At 69.4% G+C, this 21,009-nt stretch carries 18 protein-coding genes and 1 pseudogene; 8 read left to right on the top strand and 11 right to left on the bottom strand.

The window, feature by feature from the left end; translation table 11 throughout:
- The first annotated feature begins 27 nt into the window (after positions 1–27).
- Complete coding sequence (locus GTZ93_RS26720; RefSeq protein ID WP_139921377.1) at positions 28–489, top strand: carboxymuconolactone decarboxylase family protein; 462 nt, start codon at positions 28–30, stop codon at positions 487–489.
- A gap of 1 nt (position 490) precedes the next feature.
- Positions 491–1,354 (top strand): sigma-70 family RNA polymerase sigma factor, encoded by an 864-nt coding sequence (locus GTZ93_RS26725; RefSeq protein ID WP_139921379.1) that lies wholly within the window; start codon positions 491–493, stop codon positions 1,352–1,354.
- A 4-nt stretch (positions 1,355–1,358) separates the two neighbouring features.
- Here the strand turns inward: GTZ93_RS26725 and GTZ93_RS26730 are convergent, their stop codons facing one another.
- Entirely contained in the window at positions 1,359–2,252 is an 894-nt protein-coding gene (locus GTZ93_RS26730) for a LysR family transcriptional regulator (protein ID WP_161663084.1), read from the bottom strand.
- 77 nt (positions 2,253–2,329) lie between these two features.
- Here GTZ93_RS26730 and GTZ93_RS26735 point away from each other — a divergent pair, with 77 nt between their 5' ends.
- On the top strand, positions 2,330–3,553 hold the full coding sequence (locus GTZ93_RS26735) for an MFS transporter (RefSeq protein ID WP_139921383.1): 1,224 nt from the start codon (positions 2,330–2,332) through the stop codon (positions 3,551–3,553).
- Here GTZ93_RS26735 and GTZ93_RS26740 read toward each other — a convergent pair.
- Entirely contained in the window at positions 3,546–4,457 is a 912-nt protein-coding gene (locus GTZ93_RS26740) for a LysR family transcriptional regulator (protein ID WP_139921384.1), read from the bottom strand. The genes GTZ93_RS26735 and GTZ93_RS26740 overlap by 8 nt on opposite strands.
- 111 nt (positions 4,458–4,568) lie before the next feature.
- Between GTZ93_RS26740 and GTZ93_RS26745 the strand changes: the two genes are divergently transcribed.
- Together GTZ93_RS26745 and GTZ93_RS26750 are read left to right on the top strand one after the other, a co-directional pair.
- Positions 4,569–5,597, top strand: a complete 1,029-nt coding sequence (locus tag GTZ93_RS26745) for a zinc-dependent alcohol dehydrogenase family protein (protein ID WP_257979405.1) — start codon at positions 4,569–4,571, stop codon at positions 5,595–5,597.
- Between the two features lie 24 nt (positions 5,598–5,621).
- Positions 5,622–6,584, top strand: coding sequence for a class I SAM-dependent methyltransferase (locus tag GTZ93_RS26750; RefSeq protein ID WP_139921386.1), 963 nt, complete (start codon positions 5,622–5,624; stop codon positions 6,582–6,584).
- Here the strand turns inward: GTZ93_RS26750 and GTZ93_RS26755 are convergent.
- The 4 genes from GTZ93_RS26755 to GTZ93_RS26770 all read right to left on the bottom strand — a co-directional run bounded on the left by GTZ93_RS26755 (position 6,551) and on the right by GTZ93_RS26770 (position 9,091).
- Positions 6,551–7,066 carry a hypothetical protein gene (locus tag GTZ93_RS26755; protein ID WP_120581624.1) on the bottom strand — a complete coding sequence of 172 codons (516 nt, stop codon included), beginning with the start codon at positions 7,064–7,066 and terminating at the stop codon, positions 6,551–6,553. The two genes, GTZ93_RS26750 and GTZ93_RS26755, sit on opposite strands and share 34 nt — an antisense overlap.
- A 43-nt stretch (positions 7,067–7,109) precedes the next feature.
- On the bottom strand, positions 7,110–7,754 hold the full coding sequence (locus GTZ93_RS26760) for a hypothetical protein (protein ID WP_139921388.1): 645 nt from the start codon (positions 7,752–7,754) through the stop codon (positions 7,110–7,112).
- Positions 7,755–7,834: 80 nt separating this feature from the next.
- Positions 7,835–8,293, bottom strand: coding sequence for a YdeI/OmpD-associated family protein (locus GTZ93_RS26765; protein ID WP_139921391.1), 459 nt, complete (start codon positions 8,291–8,293; stop codon positions 7,835–7,837).
- A 15-nt stretch (positions 8,294–8,308) separates the two neighbouring features.
- The gene (locus GTZ93_RS26770) at positions 8,309–9,091 is read right to left on the bottom strand and encodes a class I SAM-dependent methyltransferase (RefSeq protein ID WP_139921393.1); all 783 of its coding nucleotides are present in this window, start codon (positions 9,089–9,091) and stop codon (positions 8,309–8,311) included.
- Between the two features lie 167 nt (positions 9,092–9,258).
- On the opposite strand from GTZ93_RS26770, the gene GTZ93_RS26775 reads away from it, so the two are divergent.
- The gene (locus tag GTZ93_RS26775; protein WP_161663085.1) at positions 9,259–11,664 is read left to right on the top strand and encodes an ABC transporter permease; all 2,406 of its coding nucleotides are present in this window, start codon (positions 9,259–9,261) and stop codon (positions 11,662–11,664) included.
- A 4-nt stretch (positions 11,665–11,668) separates the two neighbouring features.
- Here GTZ93_RS26775 and GTZ93_RS26780 read toward each other — a convergent pair whose 3' ends face one another.
- Positions 11,669–15,049: an ATP-binding protein gene (locus GTZ93_RS26780; protein ID WP_139923482.1), complete on the bottom strand. Its 3,381-nt coding sequence runs from the start codon at positions 15,047–15,049 to the stop codon at positions 11,669–11,671.
- Between the two features lie 215 nt (positions 15,050–15,264).
- On the opposite strand from GTZ93_RS26780, the gene GTZ93_RS26785 reads away from it, so the two are divergent.
- Entirely contained in the window at positions 15,265–15,405 is a 141-nt protein-coding gene (locus GTZ93_RS26785) for a hypothetical protein (RefSeq protein WP_161663086.1), read from the top strand.
- Between the two features lie 6 nt (positions 15,406–15,411).
- Positions 15,412–15,633: a hypothetical protein gene (locus tag GTZ93_RS26790; RefSeq protein ID WP_139923481.1), complete on the top strand. Its 222-nt coding sequence runs from the start codon at positions 15,412–15,414 to the stop codon at positions 15,631–15,633.
- 264 nt (positions 15,634–15,897) lie between these two features.
- Here GTZ93_RS26790 and GTZ93_RS26795 read toward each other — a convergent pair whose 3' ends face one another.
- The 4 genes and pseudogenes from GTZ93_RS26795 to GTZ93_RS26805 all read right to left on the bottom strand — a co-directional run bounded on the left by GTZ93_RS26795 (position 15,898) and on the right by GTZ93_RS26805 (position 20,974).
- Positions 15,898–16,488, bottom strand: a complete 591-nt coding sequence (locus GTZ93_RS26795; RefSeq protein WP_139923480.1) for a DUF642 domain-containing protein — start codon at positions 16,486–16,488, stop codon at positions 15,898–15,900.
- Between the two features lie 598 nt (positions 16,489–17,086).
- The gene (locus GTZ93_RS42945; RefSeq protein ID WP_261778898.1) at positions 17,087–17,332 is read right to left on the bottom strand and encodes a hypothetical protein; all 246 of its coding nucleotides are present in this window, start codon (positions 17,330–17,332) and stop codon (positions 17,087–17,089) included.
- A 1,003-nt stretch (positions 17,333–18,335) separates the two neighbouring features.
- Positions 18,336–18,836: pseudogene (locus tag GTZ93_RS43310) on the bottom strand (putative metal-binding motif-containing protein); the annotation flags it as partial.
- Between the two features lie 56 nt (positions 18,837–18,892).
- Positions 18,893–20,974 (bottom strand): putative metal-binding motif-containing protein, encoded by a 2,082-nt coding sequence (locus tag GTZ93_RS26805; RefSeq protein ID WP_161663088.1) that lies wholly within the window; start codon positions 20,972–20,974, stop codon positions 18,893–18,895.
- Between the last annotated feature and the right edge of the window lie 35 nt (positions 20,975–21,009).

Below are 21,009 nucleotides of genomic sequence, written 5' to 3' on the forward strand. Positions count from 1 at the left end.
TTCGCCCCCCAGAACGAGGAGTTCCTAATGAAGGCCAGGATGAATCCTTTCGCGGTCGCGCCGGACGCCCTCAAGTCCATGATGGAGTACAGCGGGAAGGTGTCGGCGCTCGGGCTGGAGTCGAACCTCCAGGAGTTGGTGAAGATTCGCGCCTCGCAGCTCAATGGCTGCGCCTTCTGCATCCACATGCACACCCGTGACGCCCGCGCGCACGGGGAGACCGAGGAGCGCATCTATCTGCTGGACGGCTGGCGTGAGTCGCCGCTGTACACTGAGCGCGAGCGGGCGGCCCTGGGCTGGACCGAGGCCCTGACGCTCGTCTCCCAGACGCACGCCCCGGATGCGGACTACGCTGCGCTCAAGCCGCACTTCACGGAAGAGGAGATCGTGAGCCTGACCCTCCTGATTGGCCTGATCAACACCTGGAACCGGATCTCCGTCGGCTTCCGGTCCATGCACCCGGTGACCTCGCGCAGTGAAGCCGCCTGACGTGAACCCCGCGGACGCCTTCGACCCGCTCCGCCCCCGCCTGCTCCGCATCGCGTACCGGATGCTGGGCATCGTCGCGGAGGCGGAGGACGTGGTGCAGGAGGCGTACCTCCGTTGGCACCAGACGGACCGCGACGCCGTGCGGGACGCCGAGGCCGTGCTCGTCCGCACGGTGACCCGGCTGTGCCTGGACGTCCTGAAGTCCGCGCGCGTGCGGCGCGAGGAGTACGTGGGGACCTGGCTTCCAGAGCCCATCATCGAGACAGTGGAGGGCGACGACTTGACGCTGACCCTGATGATGGCCCTGGAGCGCCTGTCCCCGCTGGAGCGCGCCGCGTTCCTCCTGCACGACGTGTTCGGCATGGACTTCGAGGAGGTGGCGAAGGCCATCGACCGCGATCCCGCGGCGTGCCGACAGCTCGCCAGCCGGGCGCGGGCCCACGTCCAGGAGGCCCGGCCCCGCTTCCCCGTGACCGAGGCGAAGGGCCACGAGCTGGCCTCGGCGTTCCATGCCGCGTCCCGGAGCGGTGACACGCACGCGCTCCAGGCGCTGCTGGCCCAGGACGTCGTGCTCTATTCGGACGGGGGCGGCAAGGCGAAGGCGGTGCTCAATCCCATCTACGGCCAAGCCAAGATCGTGCGCATGCTCGAGGCGTTCGTCCGACGCACGGGCGTGAACTCGTCACAGCTCGTGTACGAGGGCTCCATCGACGGCCTGCCCGCGTTCGTCACGCTGGAGGCGGATGGGACGCTGCAGACCACGGCGCTCGGCATCGAGGACGGCCGCATCGTCGCCCTCTACATCACGCGCAACCCCGACAAGCTGATGGGCATCCGGCGGGCGGTGGGCGGCGAGCCGTCGTAGGGCTTCAGTGCGCGGCGAAGGACTCGCGCGCGAACTCGACGAACCGGAGCAGGGCCGGGGTGCTTCCGGCCTTGCGCCAGGCGATGGCGGTGTTCGTCACCGGCGCATCGTCCGGCAGGTCGATGAAGGCCACGCCGGAGTGGTGCTCCGTGTCGGGCGTGTGCGGCATGGGCGCGATGCCGAAGCCCGCGGAGACGAACCAGATCTTCGTCGCGACGTTCTGCGCGTACTGGCGCACGGCGGGCTCGACGCCCGCGTCGCGGAGCCGGTCGAAGAACGCCGCGTAGTAGTCCGGTGGCGCGACGCCGGGCTCCACGAGGACGAGCGGTTCATCCCGCAGGTCCTTCCACGCCACCGCCTTCCGCTTCGCGAACGGATGCCGTGAGGGCACCGCCAGCCGGAAGGGCTCCCGTCGGATGAGGTGTGAGACGACGTTCGGAGGCATCCGCTCGCGCGGGCGCAGGATGCCCACGTCCAGCGTGCCGCGCTCCAACGCCTCCAACTGCCACGCGGACGGATGGTTGCTCAGCTCGATGTGGACCCCCGGTACCTTCTTCTGGAAGGCCCGGAGCATCGTGGCGAACCGGGGCGTCGCGAACGACGAGATGAGCCCCAGCACCAGCACGTCCTGTTCGCCTCGGGCCTGCCGTGCCGCGTGTTCCTGGAACCGCTTCGCGCGCTCCAGGAGTTGGTGCGCTTCCGGCAGCAGCTCGCGCCCCAGCTTCGTGAGGCGCACCGCGCGGGCTTCGCGTTCGAAGAGGGCTCCGCCCAGCTCGGTTTCGAACTTGCGGATCTGCTGACTGAGCGGCGGCTGGGCAATGTGCAGCCGCTTCGCGGCGCGGGTGAAGCTGAGCTCCTCCGCGACCGCGACGAAGTACCGCAGGTGGCGCAGCTCCATGGTCCATACGCTCCAGGTCTGGATTCCAGACCCAGGATATATTGGATGTATGAATGGGGGAGCGCTAGGCATGTCGCATGGAGACTTCCTCCGCCGTGCTCACCGCCGCCGTGCCCCAGGCCGTGCCGATGGACCGCCGGCTGCTGTGGACGATGACGACGGCGACGGTGCTCGCGGTGGGCAACGTCTATTACAGCCAGCCGCTCCTGGGCGTCATCGCGCAGACCTTCGGCCTGTCCGCCTCCGCCGTGGGCTCCGTGCCGATGATGTCGCAGCTGGGCTACGTGGCCGGACTGGTGCTCCTGACGCCGCTGGGCGACGTGCTGGAGAAGCGCGGTCTGCTGGTGACGATGCTGGGGCTCGCGGCGGCGGCGCTCTTCGCGGCGGGCCTGGCTCCCACGTTCCCTCTGTTCCTGGCGGCCTGCGTGGCCATTGGGCTCACGGCGGTGCTGGTGCAGATCCTCATCCCCTTCGTCGCGGCGCTCAGCTCGCCCGAGGAGCGGGGGAGGAACCTGGGTGTGGTGCTCAGCGCCGCGCTGGTGGGCGTGCTCATCTCCCGCACGCTCAGCGGCTTCGTGGCCACGCACCTGGGCTGGCGCGGGGTGTACTTCGCGGCCGGTGCGACCATGGTGGGCGTGGCGATGACGCTGCGGCTGGGGCTGCCTCGCTACGAGTCCTCCACGCGGCTGACCTATCCGCGCCTCCTGCAATCGTTGTGGACGCTGCAGCGGGACGTGCCGGGGCTTCGGGCCATCGCGCTCACGGGCGCGCTGATGTACGCCGCGCTCTCCGCGTTCTGGGCTTCGCTGGCGTTCTTCCTTAGCAGTGACGCGTACCACCAGGGGCCGGGCACGGCGGGCATGTTCGGTCTCATCGGGACGGTGGGGGCGCTCGCCGCGAACGTCACGGGCCGGCACGCGCAGCGCATTGGCGCGCGGCGCATCGTCCGGGCGTGCATCGTCACGATGCTGGCGGCGTTCGGCGTGTTCGCCGTCTTCGGCACGCTGTGGGCCGGGCTCATCGCGGGCGTGGTGCTGCTGGACCTGGGGGCGCAGGCCGCCACGGTGTCCAACCAGACGGAGCTGTACCGCCTGCACCCCACCGCGCAGACGCGCCTCAACACGCTCTACAAGATGTTCTACTTCGTGGGCGGCGCCTGTGGTTCCGCGCTCTCCGCCATCGCGTGGGACCACGCGGGCTGGCGGGGTGTGTGCTCGGTGGGCGGTGGGTTCCTGGTCCTCGCGTTCGTGTGGGAACAGATCCAGGCGCGGCGGGCCGCGGCGTCGCCTGCCGTCATTTGACGAAGGCGGGAAGCTTCTGCGCGAGCGCGTCGATGGCGACGCGCACCCGCACGGGCAGGTGCGGCGACGTGGGCCAGAGCGCGTGGACGTCGAAGCAGAGCCCCGGGAGGTCCGTCAGCACGCGCACCAGCTTCTTGTCGCGCACGGCGTCTTGGATGAGCCAGCAGGGCAGCCACGCCAGCCCCATGCCCGCGATGGCCGCGTCCAGGATGGCCTCCAGGTCGTCGAAGCGCAGCCTCGCCCGGGGGACAAGCTCCACGTTCGTGCCGTCCTCCTGGGGAAACAGCCACGGGCGCGTCGTCCCCGAGCGGACGTAGCGGATGGCGTCGTGGCCGGACAGTGCTTCCAGCGTGCGCGGCGTGCCGTGCTTGCGGAGGTAGCCGGGTGACGCACAGACAGTCATGCGCTGGAAGCCCACGCGGCGGGCGGTGAGTCCGTCACCCGCGTCGAGTCCCCGGGTCCCGACACTGCGGAGGACCAGGTCGAAGCCGTCCTCCATCAGGTCCACGATGCGGTCGTTGAACGACAGATCCAACTCCAGCTTCGGGTGCGCGCGGGCCAGGTCGCGCAGGATGGGCGCCACGCAGCGGCGGCCGTAGAGGACGGGCATGCTGACGCGCAGACGGCCCGCGACCTCCTGCTTGCCGGATTCGAGCAGGGCCTCGCCCGCGCGCAGTTCACCCAATGCGCGCAGGCATCGTTCGTAGAAGACCTGGCCGTCCTGGGTCAGGCCCTGTGAACGCGTGGTGCGGTGGAAGAGGCGCACGCCTAGCCGTTCCTCCAGTCGCGCCACCGTCTTGCCCACGGCGGAGCGCGACAGGTTCAGCTTCGCGGCCGCGGCGGAGAAGCCTCCGGCCTCCACTGCCTCCACGAAGACGGCCACGCCCTGCAGGGGATCGCTCATGGTCCACCCATTGTCGCCCTGGCGGCGACAGTGAAAGGAATTCTTGTCGCCACCGGGGAATTTCCTTCGCCAATACCTTCCCCCGCGAACCTGTTGCAAGGAGCCGTGCGCGTGGGAACTTCGACGATGAAGCGCTGGGAGCTGGATGCCGTGGGACGTGACGGACCGCACCTGCGGACCGTGGCGGTTCCGGAGCCCGGGCCTGGCGAGGTGCTGGTGAAGGTCGCGGCCGTGTCGCTGAACTACCGGGACCTGCTGGTGCTGGAGAGCGGGATGGGGCTGTCGCTGGAGTTCCCGTTCACGCCGGGCTCGGACCTGGCGGGCGTGGTGTCGGCCGTGGGAGCGGGCGTGACGCGGTTCGCGGTGGGGGAGAAGGTCATCTCCACGTTTTCGCCGGGGCGCCTGGACGGGCCAGCGCTGGGGACGGCGCGTGTGCCTCCGTACAAGACGCTCGGTGGGGCGTATCCGGGCGTGCTCGCGGAGTACGTCGCGTTTCCGGAGGACTGGTTCGTGAAAGCGCCCACCACGCTGGACGCGGGCGAGGCCAGCACGTTGCCGTGCGCGGGGCTGACCGCGTGGACCGCGCTGGTCGAGAACGGCCCGGTGCGTCCGGGACAGACGGTGCTGGTGCAGGGCACGGGCGGCGTGGCGCTGTTCGGGTTGCAGCTCGCTCGGGCCCAGGGCGCGGACGTCATCGTCACGTCGGGCAGCGACGAGAAGCTGGCGCGCGCGAAGTCGCTGGGCGCGACGCACGTCATCCACCGCGAGCGCGAGGACTGGGTGGAGGCCGTCTACTGCATCACCGCGGACCGGGGCGTGGACCACATCCTGGAGCTGGCGGGCGGCCCGAACCTGGGCCGGTCCATCGAGGCGGTGGCGTTGCACGGGACCATCTCCGTGATTGGCGTCTTCGAGGGTTTCACGGTGACGGGACCGTCCGGGCCGCTCCTGCTCAAGGAGCCGACGATTCGCGGCATCAACGTGGGCACCCGGAGGGCGCTGGAGTCCCTGGTGCGCGCGGTGGATGCCACCGGGCTCAAGCCGGTCATCGACGCGCGCTATCCGCTGGAGGCCCTGCCTGCTGCCCTGGAGCACCTGCGGAAGGGCGCGTTCGGGAAGATCGTGGTGGAGTCCCACTGAGCCACGCGGAGTAGGGTGCGGCGCATGTCGTCGCGCCCCTCCGCCGAAAGCCCACGCCGCTTCCAAGACGAGCCGTTGGTTGTCGTCCTGCGCCACCTGGAGGCGCTGTTGGCGTCCGGGCCCGTGTCCATCGACGTGCCGGATCCGGACCTGGGCCACGGGTGCTATCCCGGCGAGCGCGTGGAGGGTGGGCTCGTGCACCGTCCGCTGCGGAGCTGGTGCGACCTGGCGGAGGGGCTGTCGTGCCGCCTGCGCACGCCTCGCGGGGTGGATGCGACGCACGTGCGGCTCACGTTCGAGCCACTGGGCTCGGAGGCCTCGTGGCACGCGGGAGGCGGGGCTCGGACGGAGGCGCCGCAGGAGCGCTATGGCGCCGCGTCCGACTTCGCGCGCGTGCGGAAGTTCGAGGACGCGGGCTTCCTGCTGCCCTGGCTGGAGGCGGTGGGGCGGCTGGCGCTGCCACCGGGCGCGAGGCTCCTGGACCTGGGCGTCAACCGGGGGGATGAGCTGGCAGCGTTCGCGGAGGTGGAGGGAATCCGCTTCGTCGGTGTGGACCACAGCGCGAGCGCGTTGGCGGAGGCTCGCGCGGCGTTTCCGGATCCGCGCCATGCGTTCGTGCAGGCGGATCTGAACGCGTTGCCCTCGGACCTGGGCCGCTTCGACGCGGTGGTGTCGGTGGGCACGTTGCAGAGCCCGGGCGTGGATGACCGGGCGCTCTTGCGCAAGCTGGTGCAGGAGCACCTGGAGCCCAAGGCCTCGCTGGTGCTGGGCTTCCCCAACTCACGCTTCCGCGACGGAGAGGTCGTGTACGGCGCGCGCGTGCGCAACCTGCGCGAACCGGACCTGTCGCTGCTGGTGAAGGACCTGTCCTTCTACCGCCGCTATCTGCACCAGCACGGCTTCCGCACGTTCCTGGGCGGCAAGTACGACCTGCTGCTCACGGCGGTGAGAGGTCAGGCTTCCGGTTCGGGTGATGAAGACGCCTGAGGCTTCGACTCCGCCTCGGGCTGCGAGAGGTGATGGGCCGTGAGAGGGATCACCAGCAGGCTGCCCAGCCAGAAGATGAAGCCAATGGAGGGGTAGAGCAGCTCCAGGTAGCGGTCCCCGCCGCTTTCATCCGCGGGGATGGGGTTGATGTACCAGGTGAGCGACGTCAGTCCGAGGATGGACGCCGCGCCGCCGACCCAGAGCGCCTTCCGGTCCGCACCCACCAGGAGCATGACGAAGGCCACGCACAACAGGGGGTTCGCGAACCAGCCGAACTGCATCGTGAACACCCCCAGCCAACCCATGAGCAGCAGCGCGAGGCCCCACATCTGTTCCTCGTCACGCTTGTTCGCGTTGAACACGGTCATCGCGGGCGTCGCACAGGCGAGCACGAAGAGCAGGGCCGACGCGCCACAGGCGAGGAGGCGTGTCTTCTGTTGGGACTGGGCGTGGGCAGAAGGCGCTGGACGAGGAGAGGTCATCGGGGCGGATGCTACTTCATTCCCCTGGCGTTCCATGGAGGGCTCAGTGCAGGACACCGTCGTCGGAGATCCCCCACACCGGGTCGAAGCCATTGGTGATGTAGACCCGATCGAACTGGCTGTTGCAGCTCAGCACCATGGAAGCGCTTTGTGAGGGCGACAGCTTCGCGAGCCGGACGGCATGTTCGAAGGCGTCATCGGACGTCGGCTGGGCATTCTCGCGAGCGGCCCGGCAGGCTTCGGTCGCCACGGCATGAAGCCGGTACAGCCCGCGGAGCTGGTATGCCGTGCCAGAGAAGAAGAAGCACACCGGTGCGGCGAGGAGCAGTGCGAGCACCGACAACCGTCGGCTCGGCTTGGACACCCGTGGCAGGATTCCCAGGACGGCCAGGACGAAGAACAGCCCCGCCACGAGCACGAGCGGGAAGTCCAGCAGCAGCAGGGCAAACGGGCCGAAGGCCACCGCCGTCGCCAGGAGCAACAAGAGGAACACCGGTACGGCCAGGAGCCATGAGAGCACCGACAGCCGCCGGCTCGGCTTGAGTGCCCGTGACAGGATGGCCGCGATGGCCAGGACGAAGGACAGCCCTGCCGCGGCCGCGAGCGGGCTGTTCCTGTAACCCATCAGCAGCGCTTGGGGAAACGGGGCGAAGGACACCACCGCGACCAGGAGCAGCAGCAGCGCCACGATGGGCACTGCCCGCCACAGGGTCGTTTCCTCCTCGAGTCGAAGCCACCTGGGGACCATGTCTTCGTGTGCCTCCGAGGCTACTTTGCCACCTTGGCGCGCAGCTTCTCCAGCGTCTGGGCCAGGCGACGGGCGCGGGTCTCTTCTTTCTTCGCTTCGGTGAGCGCCTTCACGAACTCCTTGCGGTGCGTGAACGCCAGGTTCGTGAAGACGTCCCGCAGCGCGGGCTCCGCGTCCAGCGCGCGCTGGAGGTCTTCCGGCACCTCGATCTCCCGAGGTGCCGTGTCCCGCTCCAGCGTGATGCTCAGCATCGCGCCGTCCTCGACGCCCGCGGCCTCGCGCACCTCCTTGGTGAAGCCCAGGTAGGTGATGCCTCCGTACACCATCAACCGGCTCCGGAAGGGCTGTCCGTTGACGGTGCCCACCACGGGCGGCCGGGCTTCGCCGTACTCCTCGCGGCTGTCGAACGGACAGCGCACGAACCGGCCTCCTATGTCGTTGGCAACCTCGAGCTTCGCCTTGAACTTGCGCGCGGCCATGAGCGTGTCCCGGGCCTACGGCTTGACGAACTTGAACGCGAACCGGTCGCTCGTGCCCCGGCGCTCGCCCGCGGCGCCCGGACTGGAGCTCCAGTCGCGCGTGTCCTCCGGGTTGCGCCAGGTCTTGCTCTCCTCCTGGAACTGGAAGCCCGCGGCCTGCACCTCGTCACGCACCAATTGCTCGTCGATGCGGTGCAGCGTCTGGCCTTCCGTGATGCCCGTGCCCGCCTTCGCGCTGGAGTCGAGGATGACGTACACGCCGCCCGGCTTGAGCGCCTGGAACACCGCCGCGTTCATCTTCGCCCGGTCGACGCCCAGCCATCCCGTGTCGTGGTAGATGATGTGGCTCACCACCGCGTCCAGCGTGCCGTTCAGCTCGGGCGGGAAGGGCGCGTCCAGCTCACGGTCCAGGCGCACCACGTTCTGGTTCATCGGCCGCGCCAGCCGCTCCTGCCACGGCTTCTCCGCGAACCGCTCCAGCACGACCTTGGGGTTCTCGCCGTACACCTTGCCCTCGGGCCCCACCGCGCGCGCCAGCAGCTCCGTGGTGTAGCCGCCACCCGCCATCAGCTCCGCCACGTGCATGCCGGGCTTCACGCCCACGAACTCCAGCAGGGCGGCCGGATGCCGGCCCGCGTCCAGCTTGCGGTCCGCCTCCGTGCGGTCCGGCGCATCCACCAGCGCCTGTGCGGATACGGCCGCCGCCTGCGTCTGGGTGGAAGACGCCGGAGCCGTGGGCGTCGAGTGGGAACAGCCCGCGAGGACCAGGAACGATGCCGCCATCAGTGCATTTCGCATGGGCGATCCATACCGCCCGCGCCCGCGCCTGCCTTCCGAAAAGAAGGTCATTGTCCGCTTGCGGGACGCCACGTGCCACGAGCGGACACCGCGCGTCCGTCCCGGAGGCCCTCCGACCCGCAGGGCGGCCGTGGCGCTAGAGTTGCAGCCCGCCTCGGACCGACGCCATGTCCCAGCTCCTCCAAGACGTCCGCCTGTCGCTGCGCCGGATGCGCCGCGAGCCCGTGTTCACCACGGTGGTGGTGGCCACGCTCGCGCTCGCCATCGGGGCCACCACCGCGGTCTTCAGCCTCGTGTATCAGGTGCTGCTCAAGCCCCTGCCGTACCCTGAACCCCAGGAGCTGCTGCGCCTCTACCAGTCCACGCCGCAGCGTGAGCGAGGCGGTGTGGCGTACTCGTACCTCCAGGCGTGGCGCGAGCGTCCGAGCGCGTTCCAGGCCATCGAGGGCGCCACCGCGATGGACTACACGCTGACCGGCCCGAGCGCGGCGCAGCGGGTGCGCGCGGGGCTCGCGACGCCGGGCCTGCTGTCACTGCTGGGCGTGCGGCCCGAGCGTGGACAGGACTTCGGACCTGAGTCCCAGGGGGCAGGGCGAGACCGGAGCGTGCTCGTGTCCCACGCCTTCTGGTGGAGCCACTTCGGTGGACGCGCGGACGTGGTGGGCCAGACGCTCACGTTGGATGGCGCGCCCCATGTCGTCCAGGGCGTGCTGCCCGCGTCGTTCCGCTTCTGGCCGGGCGTGGACCTGTGGAAGCCGCTGACGCCCGCGCCTCCGGGTCAGGCTTCGGAGGAGCTGTACCTGCGGGGCGTGGGCCGGTTGCGGCCGGGTGTCCCGCTGGAGTGCGCCCGCGCGGAGCTGGAGGCGCACTCGCGCGCCTGGGCCGCGACGATGGGCGGGAGTGAAGCGGCGCCCGGGGTGCGGCTGGTGCCGTTGCATGAGCAGGTGGTGGAGACCTCGCGCGAGCAACTGTGGCTGCTGGCCGGAGTGATGGCGCTGGTGCTGTGCGTGGCGTGCGCCAATGTGGCGAACCTGCTGCTCGCGCGCGCCAGTGCCCGCGAGCGCGAAGTGGCGGTGCGCGCGGCGTTGGGCGCGGACCGGGGACGGCTGGTGCGGCAGTTCCTGGCGGAGAGCGCGGTGCTGGCCCTGATGGGCGGCGCGGCGGGCCTGCTGCTGGCGTTGTGGGGGATGGACCTCCTGCGCGTGTTCGTCCCCGGAGAGGTCGTGTCGCCGGAAGAACTCCGGCTGGAGCCGCACGTGCTCGCCATCGCGGCGGGCCTGTCGCTGACGACCAGCGTCCTCTTCGGCCTGGTGCCCGCACTGCGCGCATCCCGCGCGGAGGCGAAGGGGGCGCTCGGGGGGCTTCGCGGGGGGAAGGGCGCGACCGGCGCGATGCGTGCGAGGGCCGTGCTGGTGGTCGCGCAGGTCGCGCTGGCGCTCGTGCCGCTGGTGGGCGCGGGCCTGATGCTGCGCACGCTCCATGCGCTGCATGCCGTGGTGCCGGGCTTCGACCCGCGAGGCGTCAGCGCGATGGACCTGTCATTCCCCCGCGAGGCCTACGGGAGGGATGACACCCGCCGACGGCAGGTGAGTACGGAGCTGCTGGCGAGGGTGCGGGCGTTGCCGTCGGTGCAGTCCGCGGGACTGGCCAGCACGCTGCCGCTGTGGAACCGCAACGGCTTCAGCGCGGTGGTGCTGCCCGGTGAGACAGAGGCGGAGGCCCAGGCGCGCGAAGCGGTCAACTTCCGCGCGGTGAGCGACGGCTACTTCGCCACGCTGCGCATCCCACTGAAGGAGGGCCGCGACGTGAACGCCACGGACGGCGCGGGCGCGGCGCCGGTGATGGTGGTCAACGAGACCTTCGCGCGGCGCTTCCTTTCAAAGGGCTCCGCGTTGGGCCAGCGCGCACGACTGACGCTCGACGGCGAGCCGTTCCGGGAGGTGGTGGGTGTGGTGGGAGACGTGCACCACGCGAGCCTCGCGGAGGAGCCGCGCGCGGAGGTGTACCTGCCCATGGATCAATTCGAGGGCCTGTTCATGGTCGTCGCCGTGCGCGCCACCCGGGACTCGCAGGCGCTGCTGCCCGCGCTGCGCGAACAGCTTCGCGCGGTGGATCCAAGCCTGCCGCTGGTCCAGGTGCGCGACCTGGAGGCCGTGGTGGAGGAGAGCCTGGGCCGCACGCGGGTGATGAGCGGCCTGCTCACGGCCATGGCGTTGCTCGCGCTGACGCTGGCGGGCGTGGGGCTGTACGGCGTGCTGGCGTACACGGTGAGCCAGCGCACGCGCGAGCTGGGCATCCGCATGGCGCTGGGCGCGACGGACCGGCAGGTGCTGTGGCTGGTGGTGGGGCAGGGGCTGCGGCTGGCGGCGATCGGCGTGGGGGTGGGGATCGTGGGGGCGGCAGTGCTCGCGCGCGGCCTCGCGGGGATGCTCTACGGCGTGGGCGCGCTGGACGCCCTGACGTTCGGAGGCGTGCCCCTGCTGCTGGGCGCGGTGGCGCTCGTGGCCAGTGGGTTGCCCGCGCGCCGCGCGCTGCGCGTGACGCCGGCCATCGCGCTCCGGGCGGACGAATAGGGCTTCAGGACACGGTGTCGTAGGCGGGGGGCGCTTCCCTCGGCATGCGGACCGTGAACGTCGTTCCGGCCTCTTCGCTGGAGGTCGCGCTCACGTGGCCTCCGTGCGCCCGCGCCACCTGCTGCACGATGTAGAGCCCCAGCCCCACGCTGCGCGACGAGCGGCCTTCGTCATGGTGGCCGCGCCGCATGGCCTGGAAGAGGGTGGTCAGCATCTCCGGCGGAATGGGACGGCCCCGGTTGTGGACTTCCAGGACGAGGTCGTCCCCCTCCTCGCGAGTGGACACCCGCACCGTGGAGCCCGGCTCGCCGTAGCGAAGGGCGTTGGTGACCAGGTTCTGCACCACCTGGCCCAGCCGCTCCTCGTCCCACGAGCCCAGGCCGTCGCCCTGCTGATCCAGGACCACCTGCCGCTCCGGGAACGCCACCTGGACCTCCTCCAGCGCGTGGCGCGTGGCCTCGTGGAAGTCCATGCGGCGCCGCTGCACCGGCAGCCCTCCTCCCAGCCTCGCCTGGGTCACGTCCAGCAGGTCGCGGATGAGGCGGTTGGCGCGCTCGGCGCTGCTGATGATGCGGCCGGTGTTCTTTGTCGCGCGCTCCCCCAGGTCATCGCGCTGGAGCAGGGCGTTCGCCGACAGGAGGATGGCGTTGAGCGGATTGCGCAGGTCGTGGCTGACGATGCCGATGAGCTGCTGCTCGAACTCCCGCTGCTCCCGCGCCTCCGCCTCGCGCCGGTGGCGTTCGGTGATGTCGCGGCTCACCGTGGCGATGCCCATGTCCTCGCCCGTCGCGGCATCGCGCAGCGTGAAGAAGTTGTAGTGCACGGGGATCGCCGCTCCGGTGCGGAAGTGGCGGAGGCGGAACTCTCCGTCCCAGCGCCCGTGCTCGCGCAGCCTGGGCAGGATGACGTCGCGCACGTAGGCGCGGTCCTCCTCCAGGAAGTAGTCGAACAGGTGCGTGATTCGCACCGCCTCCGGCCCCTCCAGTCCCAGCATCCGCTGGCCCGCCTCGTTGACGAACAGAGCCCGTCCGTCCGGTCCTCCAATGCCGATGAGGTCCGAGGACTGCTCCACCACGGCAATCAGCTTCTCGCGCTCCCGCTCCGCCAGGCGCTGCTCCCGGCCCGCCCGAGCCGCCGCGAGATTCCCCTCCACGCGCGCCAGCAGCTCCCGCGCGGAGAACGGCTTCACCAGGTAGTCGGTGGCGCCCATGCGCAGGCCCTCCACCGTGGCCTCCTCGCCGGCGCGCGCGGACAACAGGATGACGGGCACGTGCACCGTCGCCGGGTCCTCGCGCAGCCGCCGCAGGAGCCCGAAGCCATCCAGCTCCGGCATCATCACGTCGCTGATGACGAGGTCCGGCATCCGGGCCCGGCAGGACTCCAGCGCCTCCAGTCCATTCGCCGCGAGCGTCACCTCGAAGCGGTCCGCGAGCAGCGAGTGCACATACGCGCGCATGTCCGCGTTGTCGTCCGCGAACAGGACATGGCCGCCCACGGTCCGCATGAGGGGCGCGGGGGCCGCGTCGACCGCGAGCATGGCCGGCGTGCCCTCCGGCCCCAACCAGCCGGACGCCTCCTCCAGGAACGTCGCGGCGGTCGCGCTCGTCGGGACGCGCTCGGACGTGGACGCCGCCGTCTCCCGTGGAGCGTCAGCCAGGGAGGACGCCTCCGCGGGCAGCGTCACCGTGAAGGTGCTGCCCTGGCCGGGGCGGCTCTCCGCCTGCACGTCGCCGCCATGCAGGCGAACCAGCTCCCGCACCAGCGCGAGCCCGATGCCGCTGCCCTCGTAGCTGCGTCCCTGCGCGCCCTGCACTCGGTGGAAGCGGTCGAAGATGAGCGGCAGCTCCTCCGGTGGAATGCCCGTGCCGGTGTCCGCCACGCGCAGCTCCACCTGCGTTCCGCGCCAGCGCAGGCTCACGCGGATGCCGCCCTGGTGCGTGAACTTGAACGCGTTGGAGATGAGGTTGAGGACGATCTTCTCCCACTGCTCCGGATCCACCTTCACGGGGTGCGGCAGCGGGGGACAGTCCACGTCGAGCGTCAGGCCCGCGCGCTCCACGGTGGAGCGGAAGCCGCTGGCGAGCCCGCGGGTGAGCGCGGCGAGGTCGGTGGGCACCGCGGTCGCGTGCAGGCGGCCCGCTTCGATGCGGGAGAACTCCAGCAGCGTGTTGACGAGCTTGAGCAGCCGCAAGCCATTGCGGTGCACCGTCCGCTGCCGTTCGAGCTGCCGGGGACCGAGCGGCTCCAGCGGATCCTGGAGGCCGTCCTCCACCGGCCCCAGCATCAGCGCCAGCGGAGTCCGGAACTCGTGGCTCACGTTGCTGAAGAAGTCCGTCTTCGCGCGATCCAACGCGGCCAGCGCCTCCACGCGGCGGCGCTCCTCCTCGCGGGCGCGAGCCTGGGAGATGGCCGTCGTCACGCCCCGGGCCAGCAGCTCCAGGAAGCCCCGGTACTTCTCATCCAGTGCCAGCCTGCGGCTCAGCCCCGTCACCAGGAAGCCCGCGGGCCGCGCATGCCCCACGCGCGGAAGGGGCTGCACCCACGCGGAGGCCGTTCCCTCCGGCCACGGCCCCACCCTGACGGTGCCTGTCTCCCCAGGCAGCCTCTCCCAGAGGAAGGCCGCGCGGGTGCTCGCGGCGTAGCCCAGGGGCCAGTCCGCGCGCGCCTGGCCCGTGCTGTCCGGGAGGGGAATCGACTCGGGAGCGAGCGCATCCCCCGCCGCCATCCCGCTCGTCCCGGCGAGCCGCGCGGTGCCGGTGGCGTCATCCACCAGGTAGAGCAGGGCGAAGGGCACGTCGAGCGGCGCAGCGGCGATGACTCGCATGGCCTCGCGACAGGCGTCGTCCGTGGTGGCCCGGTCCGCGGTGGAGGCACCCAGTTCGCGCAGCATGTCCAGCCGCCGCGTACCCACCACCTGTCCGGTGGTCTCAGTGAGCGCCGCGAAGATGCCCGCCGCGTCGCCGGACTCGTCGCGCACGGGCGAGTGGCTGTAGGTGAAGTAGCACTCCTCGACGAAGCCGTTGCGGTCGAGCGGCATCATCAGGTCATTGACGAAGATGGCCTCGCCGGTCTGGCGCATGCGCTCCCAGCCGGGGCCGAGCATGTGCCAGACCTCCGGCCAGGTGACGGCCGCTGCCTGCCCCAGGGCAGCGGGGTGCTTCGTGCGTCCGCAGATGGGCCGGTACGCGTCGTTGTAGAACTGGACGAACTCCGGACCCCACGCGACGTAGAGCGGATAGTCGGACGCGAGCACGATGCTGACGGCCGTGCGCAGCGACTGGGGCCAGGTCTCCACGGGGCCCAGGGACGTCCTCGCCCAGTCCACCTGCCGCAGCAGGGCGCCACACGCGCCACCGCCTCGCAGGATGTCGTCCACCGCGCCCATGTGCCTCCACGCCCATGCGCGCCTTCAAGAATGGAGGCCACTGCTGGGGGATGGAACTTCGGGGTTTCGCCGGGCGATGGCCAGTGCGCAGAGCGGAGGCCCTGGCGAAACGTGCATCGATGAACGGCGTGTCGCCTGGAGGGTGACCAGGCGACCGTTCGCGGCCCGGGTCACCGGACCGCGTGCATCACGGTCCGGTCACCTTGACGTTGTCGATGGCCAGACCGCAGTTGGTGAACTTCGACGTGCTGGTGAATTGGATCCGCGTGGTGGTGCTGGTGGCGGTGAACCCGTACATGCGCGGTTGGCTCCATGCGCCGGATGTCGTGGAGAACGCGGAGGTTTTCGGGCCGTAGCTGATCGTGGCTTCCCGCCGCACGGTGGCGCAGGCAGGGCTGACGGATGCGCAGAAGGTGGTCGGTCTCGAAGCTGCCGTTGGTGGCGACGTTGATGCCCTGCTCGACGCTGCTCAGCTCCGGCTCGGTGAGCGCGGCGTCCGGCCCTCCACAGCCCGCCAGCGCGAAGAGGCCAAAGCCCACCGGGGCGCCGAGACGCAGCATGTGATTGCCATTCATGTGGTGTGATTACCGTTGAGATGTGTCGCCCGTGCTTCATGGCGGGCGAAACACACTCCAGGTGTGTTCACTTCCAGTGTGTATGGCTTGGCGAGTGCTGTCATTGCGCTGACTGCTGCCCTCCAGGCGGGTCAGAACCGGAGGCTGCGCCTGTGGGATGGAGCAGGGCGGTCAGGCGGCCCATGGTCCACCGTCCAGTCGCAGAGAGGGCCGCCGCCCCACGAGTAGGGGAGCGGCGGCCCTGAGCCCGCATGGATCAGCGGACCGCGTGCATCACGGTCCGGTCACCGTGAGGTTGTCGATGGCCAGACCGCAGCCGACGCCACCGGAGGTGCTGATGAGCTCGATACGCGAGACGGTGCTGGTGGCGTTGAACACGTAGGTGCGCGGGAACGTCGACCACGTCCCGGAGCTGTTGGAGAAGCTGGCGGTGCTCGGGCCGTAGTTGAGGGTGGCCGACCGGGACACGGTGGTGCAGGTGGGGCTGTTGGAGACGTAGAAGGACACCGTGTAGCCGCCACCGACGACGGTGGGGACGTCCTGGTATAGGGAGCCCGCGCCCAGGCCGTTGAGGTCGATGGACTGGATGCCGCTCTGCGCCGTCTTGTACGTGTTCTTCATCACCTTGATGCCGCTGGTGATGGTCCAGCCCGGCAGCGCCGTGCTACCGGCGTTGAGGACCACGTAGTTGAAATTGCCGATGTTGTTGTTCTCAAAGCTGCCGTTGGTCGACACGACGACGCCCTGCTCGACGTTGCCGAGCTCCGGCTCCTGGATCGCGGCATCCGGGCCCCCACAGCCCATCAGCGCGAAGAAGCCAAAGCCCACCACCGCGCCGCGACGCAGCACTTGCTTGCCATTCATATGATGTGATTCCCCCTGATATGTGTTTCGCCCGCGCGTCGTGCGACAGGCGAAACATACCGTACATGATTTCACATCAAGTGTGTGAAACTTCACAGTGGGGTTGCTGGGCTGGTTGGCCTCCGGGCGGGTCAGAGGGGTGTGCAGCCACCCGTGGGTGCGGGACTGATCACGGATGAGGCATTGATGACACAGGGCTGGACGCTGCGTAGGTGGATGGAGCCTGCGGCGCCTCCACCACCGCCACCTCCATGTCCGTCTTCTCCCGATGAGGGACCCATCGAAGCGCCACCCGCGCCGCCCGGACCCCCATCAATGCTGGTTCCAGATCCACCGGCGGCGCGCCCTTCACCAGTCTCGCTGCCACTCTCTCCGTTTGCCCCATTACTGGCGGTGCCGGACCCTGCGCTGCCTCCCTGTCCGCCCCCTCCTCCATTGGCAGTGAGACGCGCATCGGAGATCAGCCTCACCTGGAAGGCTTCCAACACGATGCGTCCTCCGCTCCCACCGCCTCCACCCCCCAGTGCGAAGGGGCCACTGGCACTCGCCCAGCCGCCCAGGCCACCTCCGCCACTGACGGAGAGGGCCTTTCCGACGGTCAGCGTCCTGGCGATCGATAGCTGAAGGGCACCACCGCCAGCGCCACCTCCGACTGCCGTGGCTCCGCCATTGCCTCCTGCACACCCTCCAACGAGCGGCGCAAGAGGCGTGGCCCGCTGAGCACCTGCGGCACCTGGAAGTGCGCTGCGATCGTAGCTCTGTCCACCAAGGCCTCCTCTCGTCCCGCCACCCGCCCCACCACCGCCACCACCTCCTCCACCCGGCCCCACGTTGTACGTTCCATTACTCCCCTGTGACGTCGCGCACGACTGGTTGCCGCCGGCTCCGGGAACGGGTGTGCCATTCACGATGCGCCCGCTAGCCAGGATGTCGTGGCTCAATGTCGCATCCCCATACACCGCGAAGATGACCGGGTGGCTGCCTACGATGCGCAGTTCGCCCCCCAGAACCAGCGTCCTCAATGGAATGAGGAGCGCATCAGGAGCGCCTCCCGTCTGGGGCAAGGTCTTGATGGTGAAGTCTCCTGTATTCGGGCCGGCGCTACCAGGCGTCCAGGAGCGGGCGTCCGTGTCAAACACCACGGCGCCGGAGGTCCTCAGTTCGCCAATCTCAAGGCCTGGAATGCTGTTCGGATCAAAGCTGCTGGGTGAATAGGGAAACGTAACGCATTGGCCGTCCGCTCGGCACACGCGCGGCGCGCCCGTGGTGTAATTACTGCAGGGCTGATTGAGCTGAGCCGGGTCTCCCGCGTAGAGGCAGGAGGCGTTGCGCGTGCAGCCCGCGACCGCATTGCACTCCTTGGGAGGGCAGGGCGTTGGGGTGCCCGTGCATGCGCCATTGCCATTACAAAAGCCCGGATCATGGCAGGCGTCCCCGTCCTCACAGGACGTGGTGGCCGGCCTCGAAGAGTATTCACACATACCGCTTGTTGGGTTGCAGACACCCGTGGACTCCTGGCACTGAGTGTTCGCAGGCGTTGTGCACGTCTTCACATCGCCCAGGCACTGCCTGTCCGTCGTACACCGGCTGTTGCTCATGCACAGGTTCGCGGGATCGCAAGCGGCGCCTACTGGCACCGCTCCTTCGATACATGCACCTGACGAAGCATCGCAGGTCATCGTGGGCTGGCATTGCCCCGGCGCCTGAGTGCACTTCGGTGTTCCTCCCTCACACGACGCCGCGGTGCCAGTCCCCACGCACCGCTTGCCCACCATGCACGGGTCACCTTCCGTACATGCCTTCTCCGTGCAGTCACTGTCCTCGCAGGACTTGAGGCCGTCACAGTCAGAGTCCACCCCTACGTCGCACAGCTCCGGAGCCCCAGGATGGACGTCCGCTCGGGAGTCATCACAGTCTGGAGACTCCGTGCCGGGAGCACTCGCGACGAAGCCGTCGCCATCCTGATCCACCGCCAGCAAGGTGACGGTCCAGTCGATGGACTTGCCGGGAGGTGCATCCAATGCACGGTCCTCGTGGACCTCCACGACTGCTCCCCCACATTGATTGCCATTGAAGGACGCGAAGGAAGTCGCCTTCACGTTCAGCCTGTCGCCCCACGCCGGCTTGCGGACCATCGCGACCTGGACCTCTTTCGCGTTTGGTCTATTGAGATGGCTCGAGGGAAGGTCAGTTTCTACCTGATTGCTTCCGTCGCCTACCTCCACACGTAGGCACTGGGGCCGGTAGGAGGGGTACTTCACCGTCACGCGAAGTACGCCCTCGGCGGGCTCCTTCATGCGGCAGGCGGACAGCAGCACCATGCAGGTCAATAGACAGAACAGACGCATGGTGCCGCACTGTACCCGTCAGACCTCCATTGCTGGAATTCCAGGCCGGCAGGTGTTCAGGGTTGCGTACAGCCTCCCGTGGCGGAAGGGCTGAGCACGGCGGCGGCGTTCACGGTGCAGGACTGGATGCCTCGCAGGTGGATGAACCCCACGGCGCCGCCACCACCACCGCCTGCGCCTTCGTAGTTGTTGGTGGTCCCGCCGTTCTGTCCTTGGCCCGCAGCGCCGTTCCGCGCCGCTCCCTGTCCGCCATTCCCCGCGCTCTCCGAAGCACTCGAGCCACCAGGGGCAGGGGTCGCGCTGTCCACACTGCCGCTGCTCGCGTTGGCGCCGTTGTCCTCGTTGTTGCTCTTGAACGTGGCCCCCTCTCCACCCCCTCCGCCATTGGCGGTGAGCCGGGCGGCGGCCGTCAGGTTCACCGCGAAGGCCTCCACCACCAACCTGCCCCCGCTGCCGCCGCCACCCCCGCCGCCCGCGCCCGAGGTCCTGCTGGCGATGGCGCCGGCACCTCCGCCGCCGCTCGTGGAGAGCGGTTTCTGGAGCGTCAGGGTCCTCGCCACGGAGAGTTGGAGTGCTCCGCCACCGGCGCCCCCGCGTCCTCCCGCCATGGTGCCCGTGCCGCCGCCGTCTCCGCCGGCACAGCCCCCCTGCAACAGCAGGGGATCGTTGTTCTGGGGATTGCCTCCGCTTCTTGTCGTCCCACCCGAATAACCCACGCCTCCCGCAGCGCCCGTGGCCGCGTTGCCGCCTCCGCCTCCGCCTTCTCCCTTGCTGCTGGTCACGCCGCCGTTCACGCCCGTGGCGGAGCCACACTGGCCATGATTGCCACCCGCGCCGCGCACGGTGGCGCCGCTGTCGAAACGGCCATTGGCCAGGATGGGCTGCCCGGGATTCGCATCCCCGTAGACGGCGAGGATGATGGGCGCCGACCCCACGAAGCGCAGTGTTCCGCCCAGGGTCAGCGAACTCACCGGGAGCAGCACCGCCGAGAGGCCCCCGTTCAGGGTCGTGATGAGCCTCGGCTTGAGCGTGTTCCTGTTGGTCACGCCGTTTTCCGGAGCCCACGTGAGCGTGTCCGTGTTGAACGTCACTTCGGCGGTGGTGATGAGGGCAGCAATGTCCGCGGCGGGGACGGCGTCCGGATCGAAGTTGCTGGGGCGGTAGGGGAACGTGCTGCAGGCGCCGTCCCCTGTGCGGCACCATCCCGGACGCGAGTTGGCCGGATCCACACACGCCGTGTTCACCTGCGCCGGGTCGGGAGGGTAGTTGCAGTCATTGTTCGCCACGCAGCCACTGGTGGCGGCCAGGAAACAGGTCCGGGCAGGGCAGGGAGTCGGTGTTCCGCCGACGCAGGCGCCACTGCCGTCGCAGAAGTCATTGATGGTGCAGGTCTGGGAATCCACGCAGGCCGACCCGTAGGACTGCGGCTTGAACTCGCACTCCCCGGTGGCCTTGTTGCAGGTCCCCGAGGTCTGCATGCAGGTCGCGGCCTTCGAACAGGTGCGCTCGGCGCCCATGCACTGCGCGGTGGGGCCGGTGCCCGTGCAACGGTCATCGTCGGTGCAGGGATTGCCGTCGTCGCAGGCCGTGTTCACGCAATCCTGTTCCTGACAGCCCATCATCTGGTTGCAGTTGAGGTCCTCCGTCCCGGTACAGGTCTCCAAGGCGCCTGGGTGGATGTCGCTTCGCGTGTCGTCGCAATCGGAGACGCCCGCCCATTCGACGCCAGTAGGGGAGCCGTCGCGATCCTCATCCACTGCTTCCAACGTGACGTCGAAGCGCGTGAACTTCTTGGGGACGACAGTGAGCGAAGCGTTCGTGAACCGCTCGACGGCTTCCCCCGAGCACTGGTTGCCTGAGCCCTCGGCGTACGACGACACCGTGATGCCCAGCGTCGCGTCCCAGTCCGCCTTGCGGCGCACCGCGACCAGGAGCTCGTTCTTCTCCACGTTCTTGAACTGGCTGGAGAGGATGTCCGTGGCTGCCTGGTTCCCCTTGGCGTCCTTCGCCTCCACGCGCACGCACGCAGGCTTGAAGGAGCCATACTTCACGGACACGCGGATGGCTCCCTCGTCGGGAGCCTTCTCGCCACAGGCCGCCAGCAGCACCACACATCCCAACAGGCAGAGCCGATACATGGCTCCGCAGTTTACCTGTCGCCCCTTCTCCCCTG

The organism is Corallococcus exiguus, from assembly GCF_009909105.1.
GTDB lineage: Bacteria > Myxococcota > Myxococcia > Myxococcales > Myxococcaceae > Corallococcus > Corallococcus exiguus.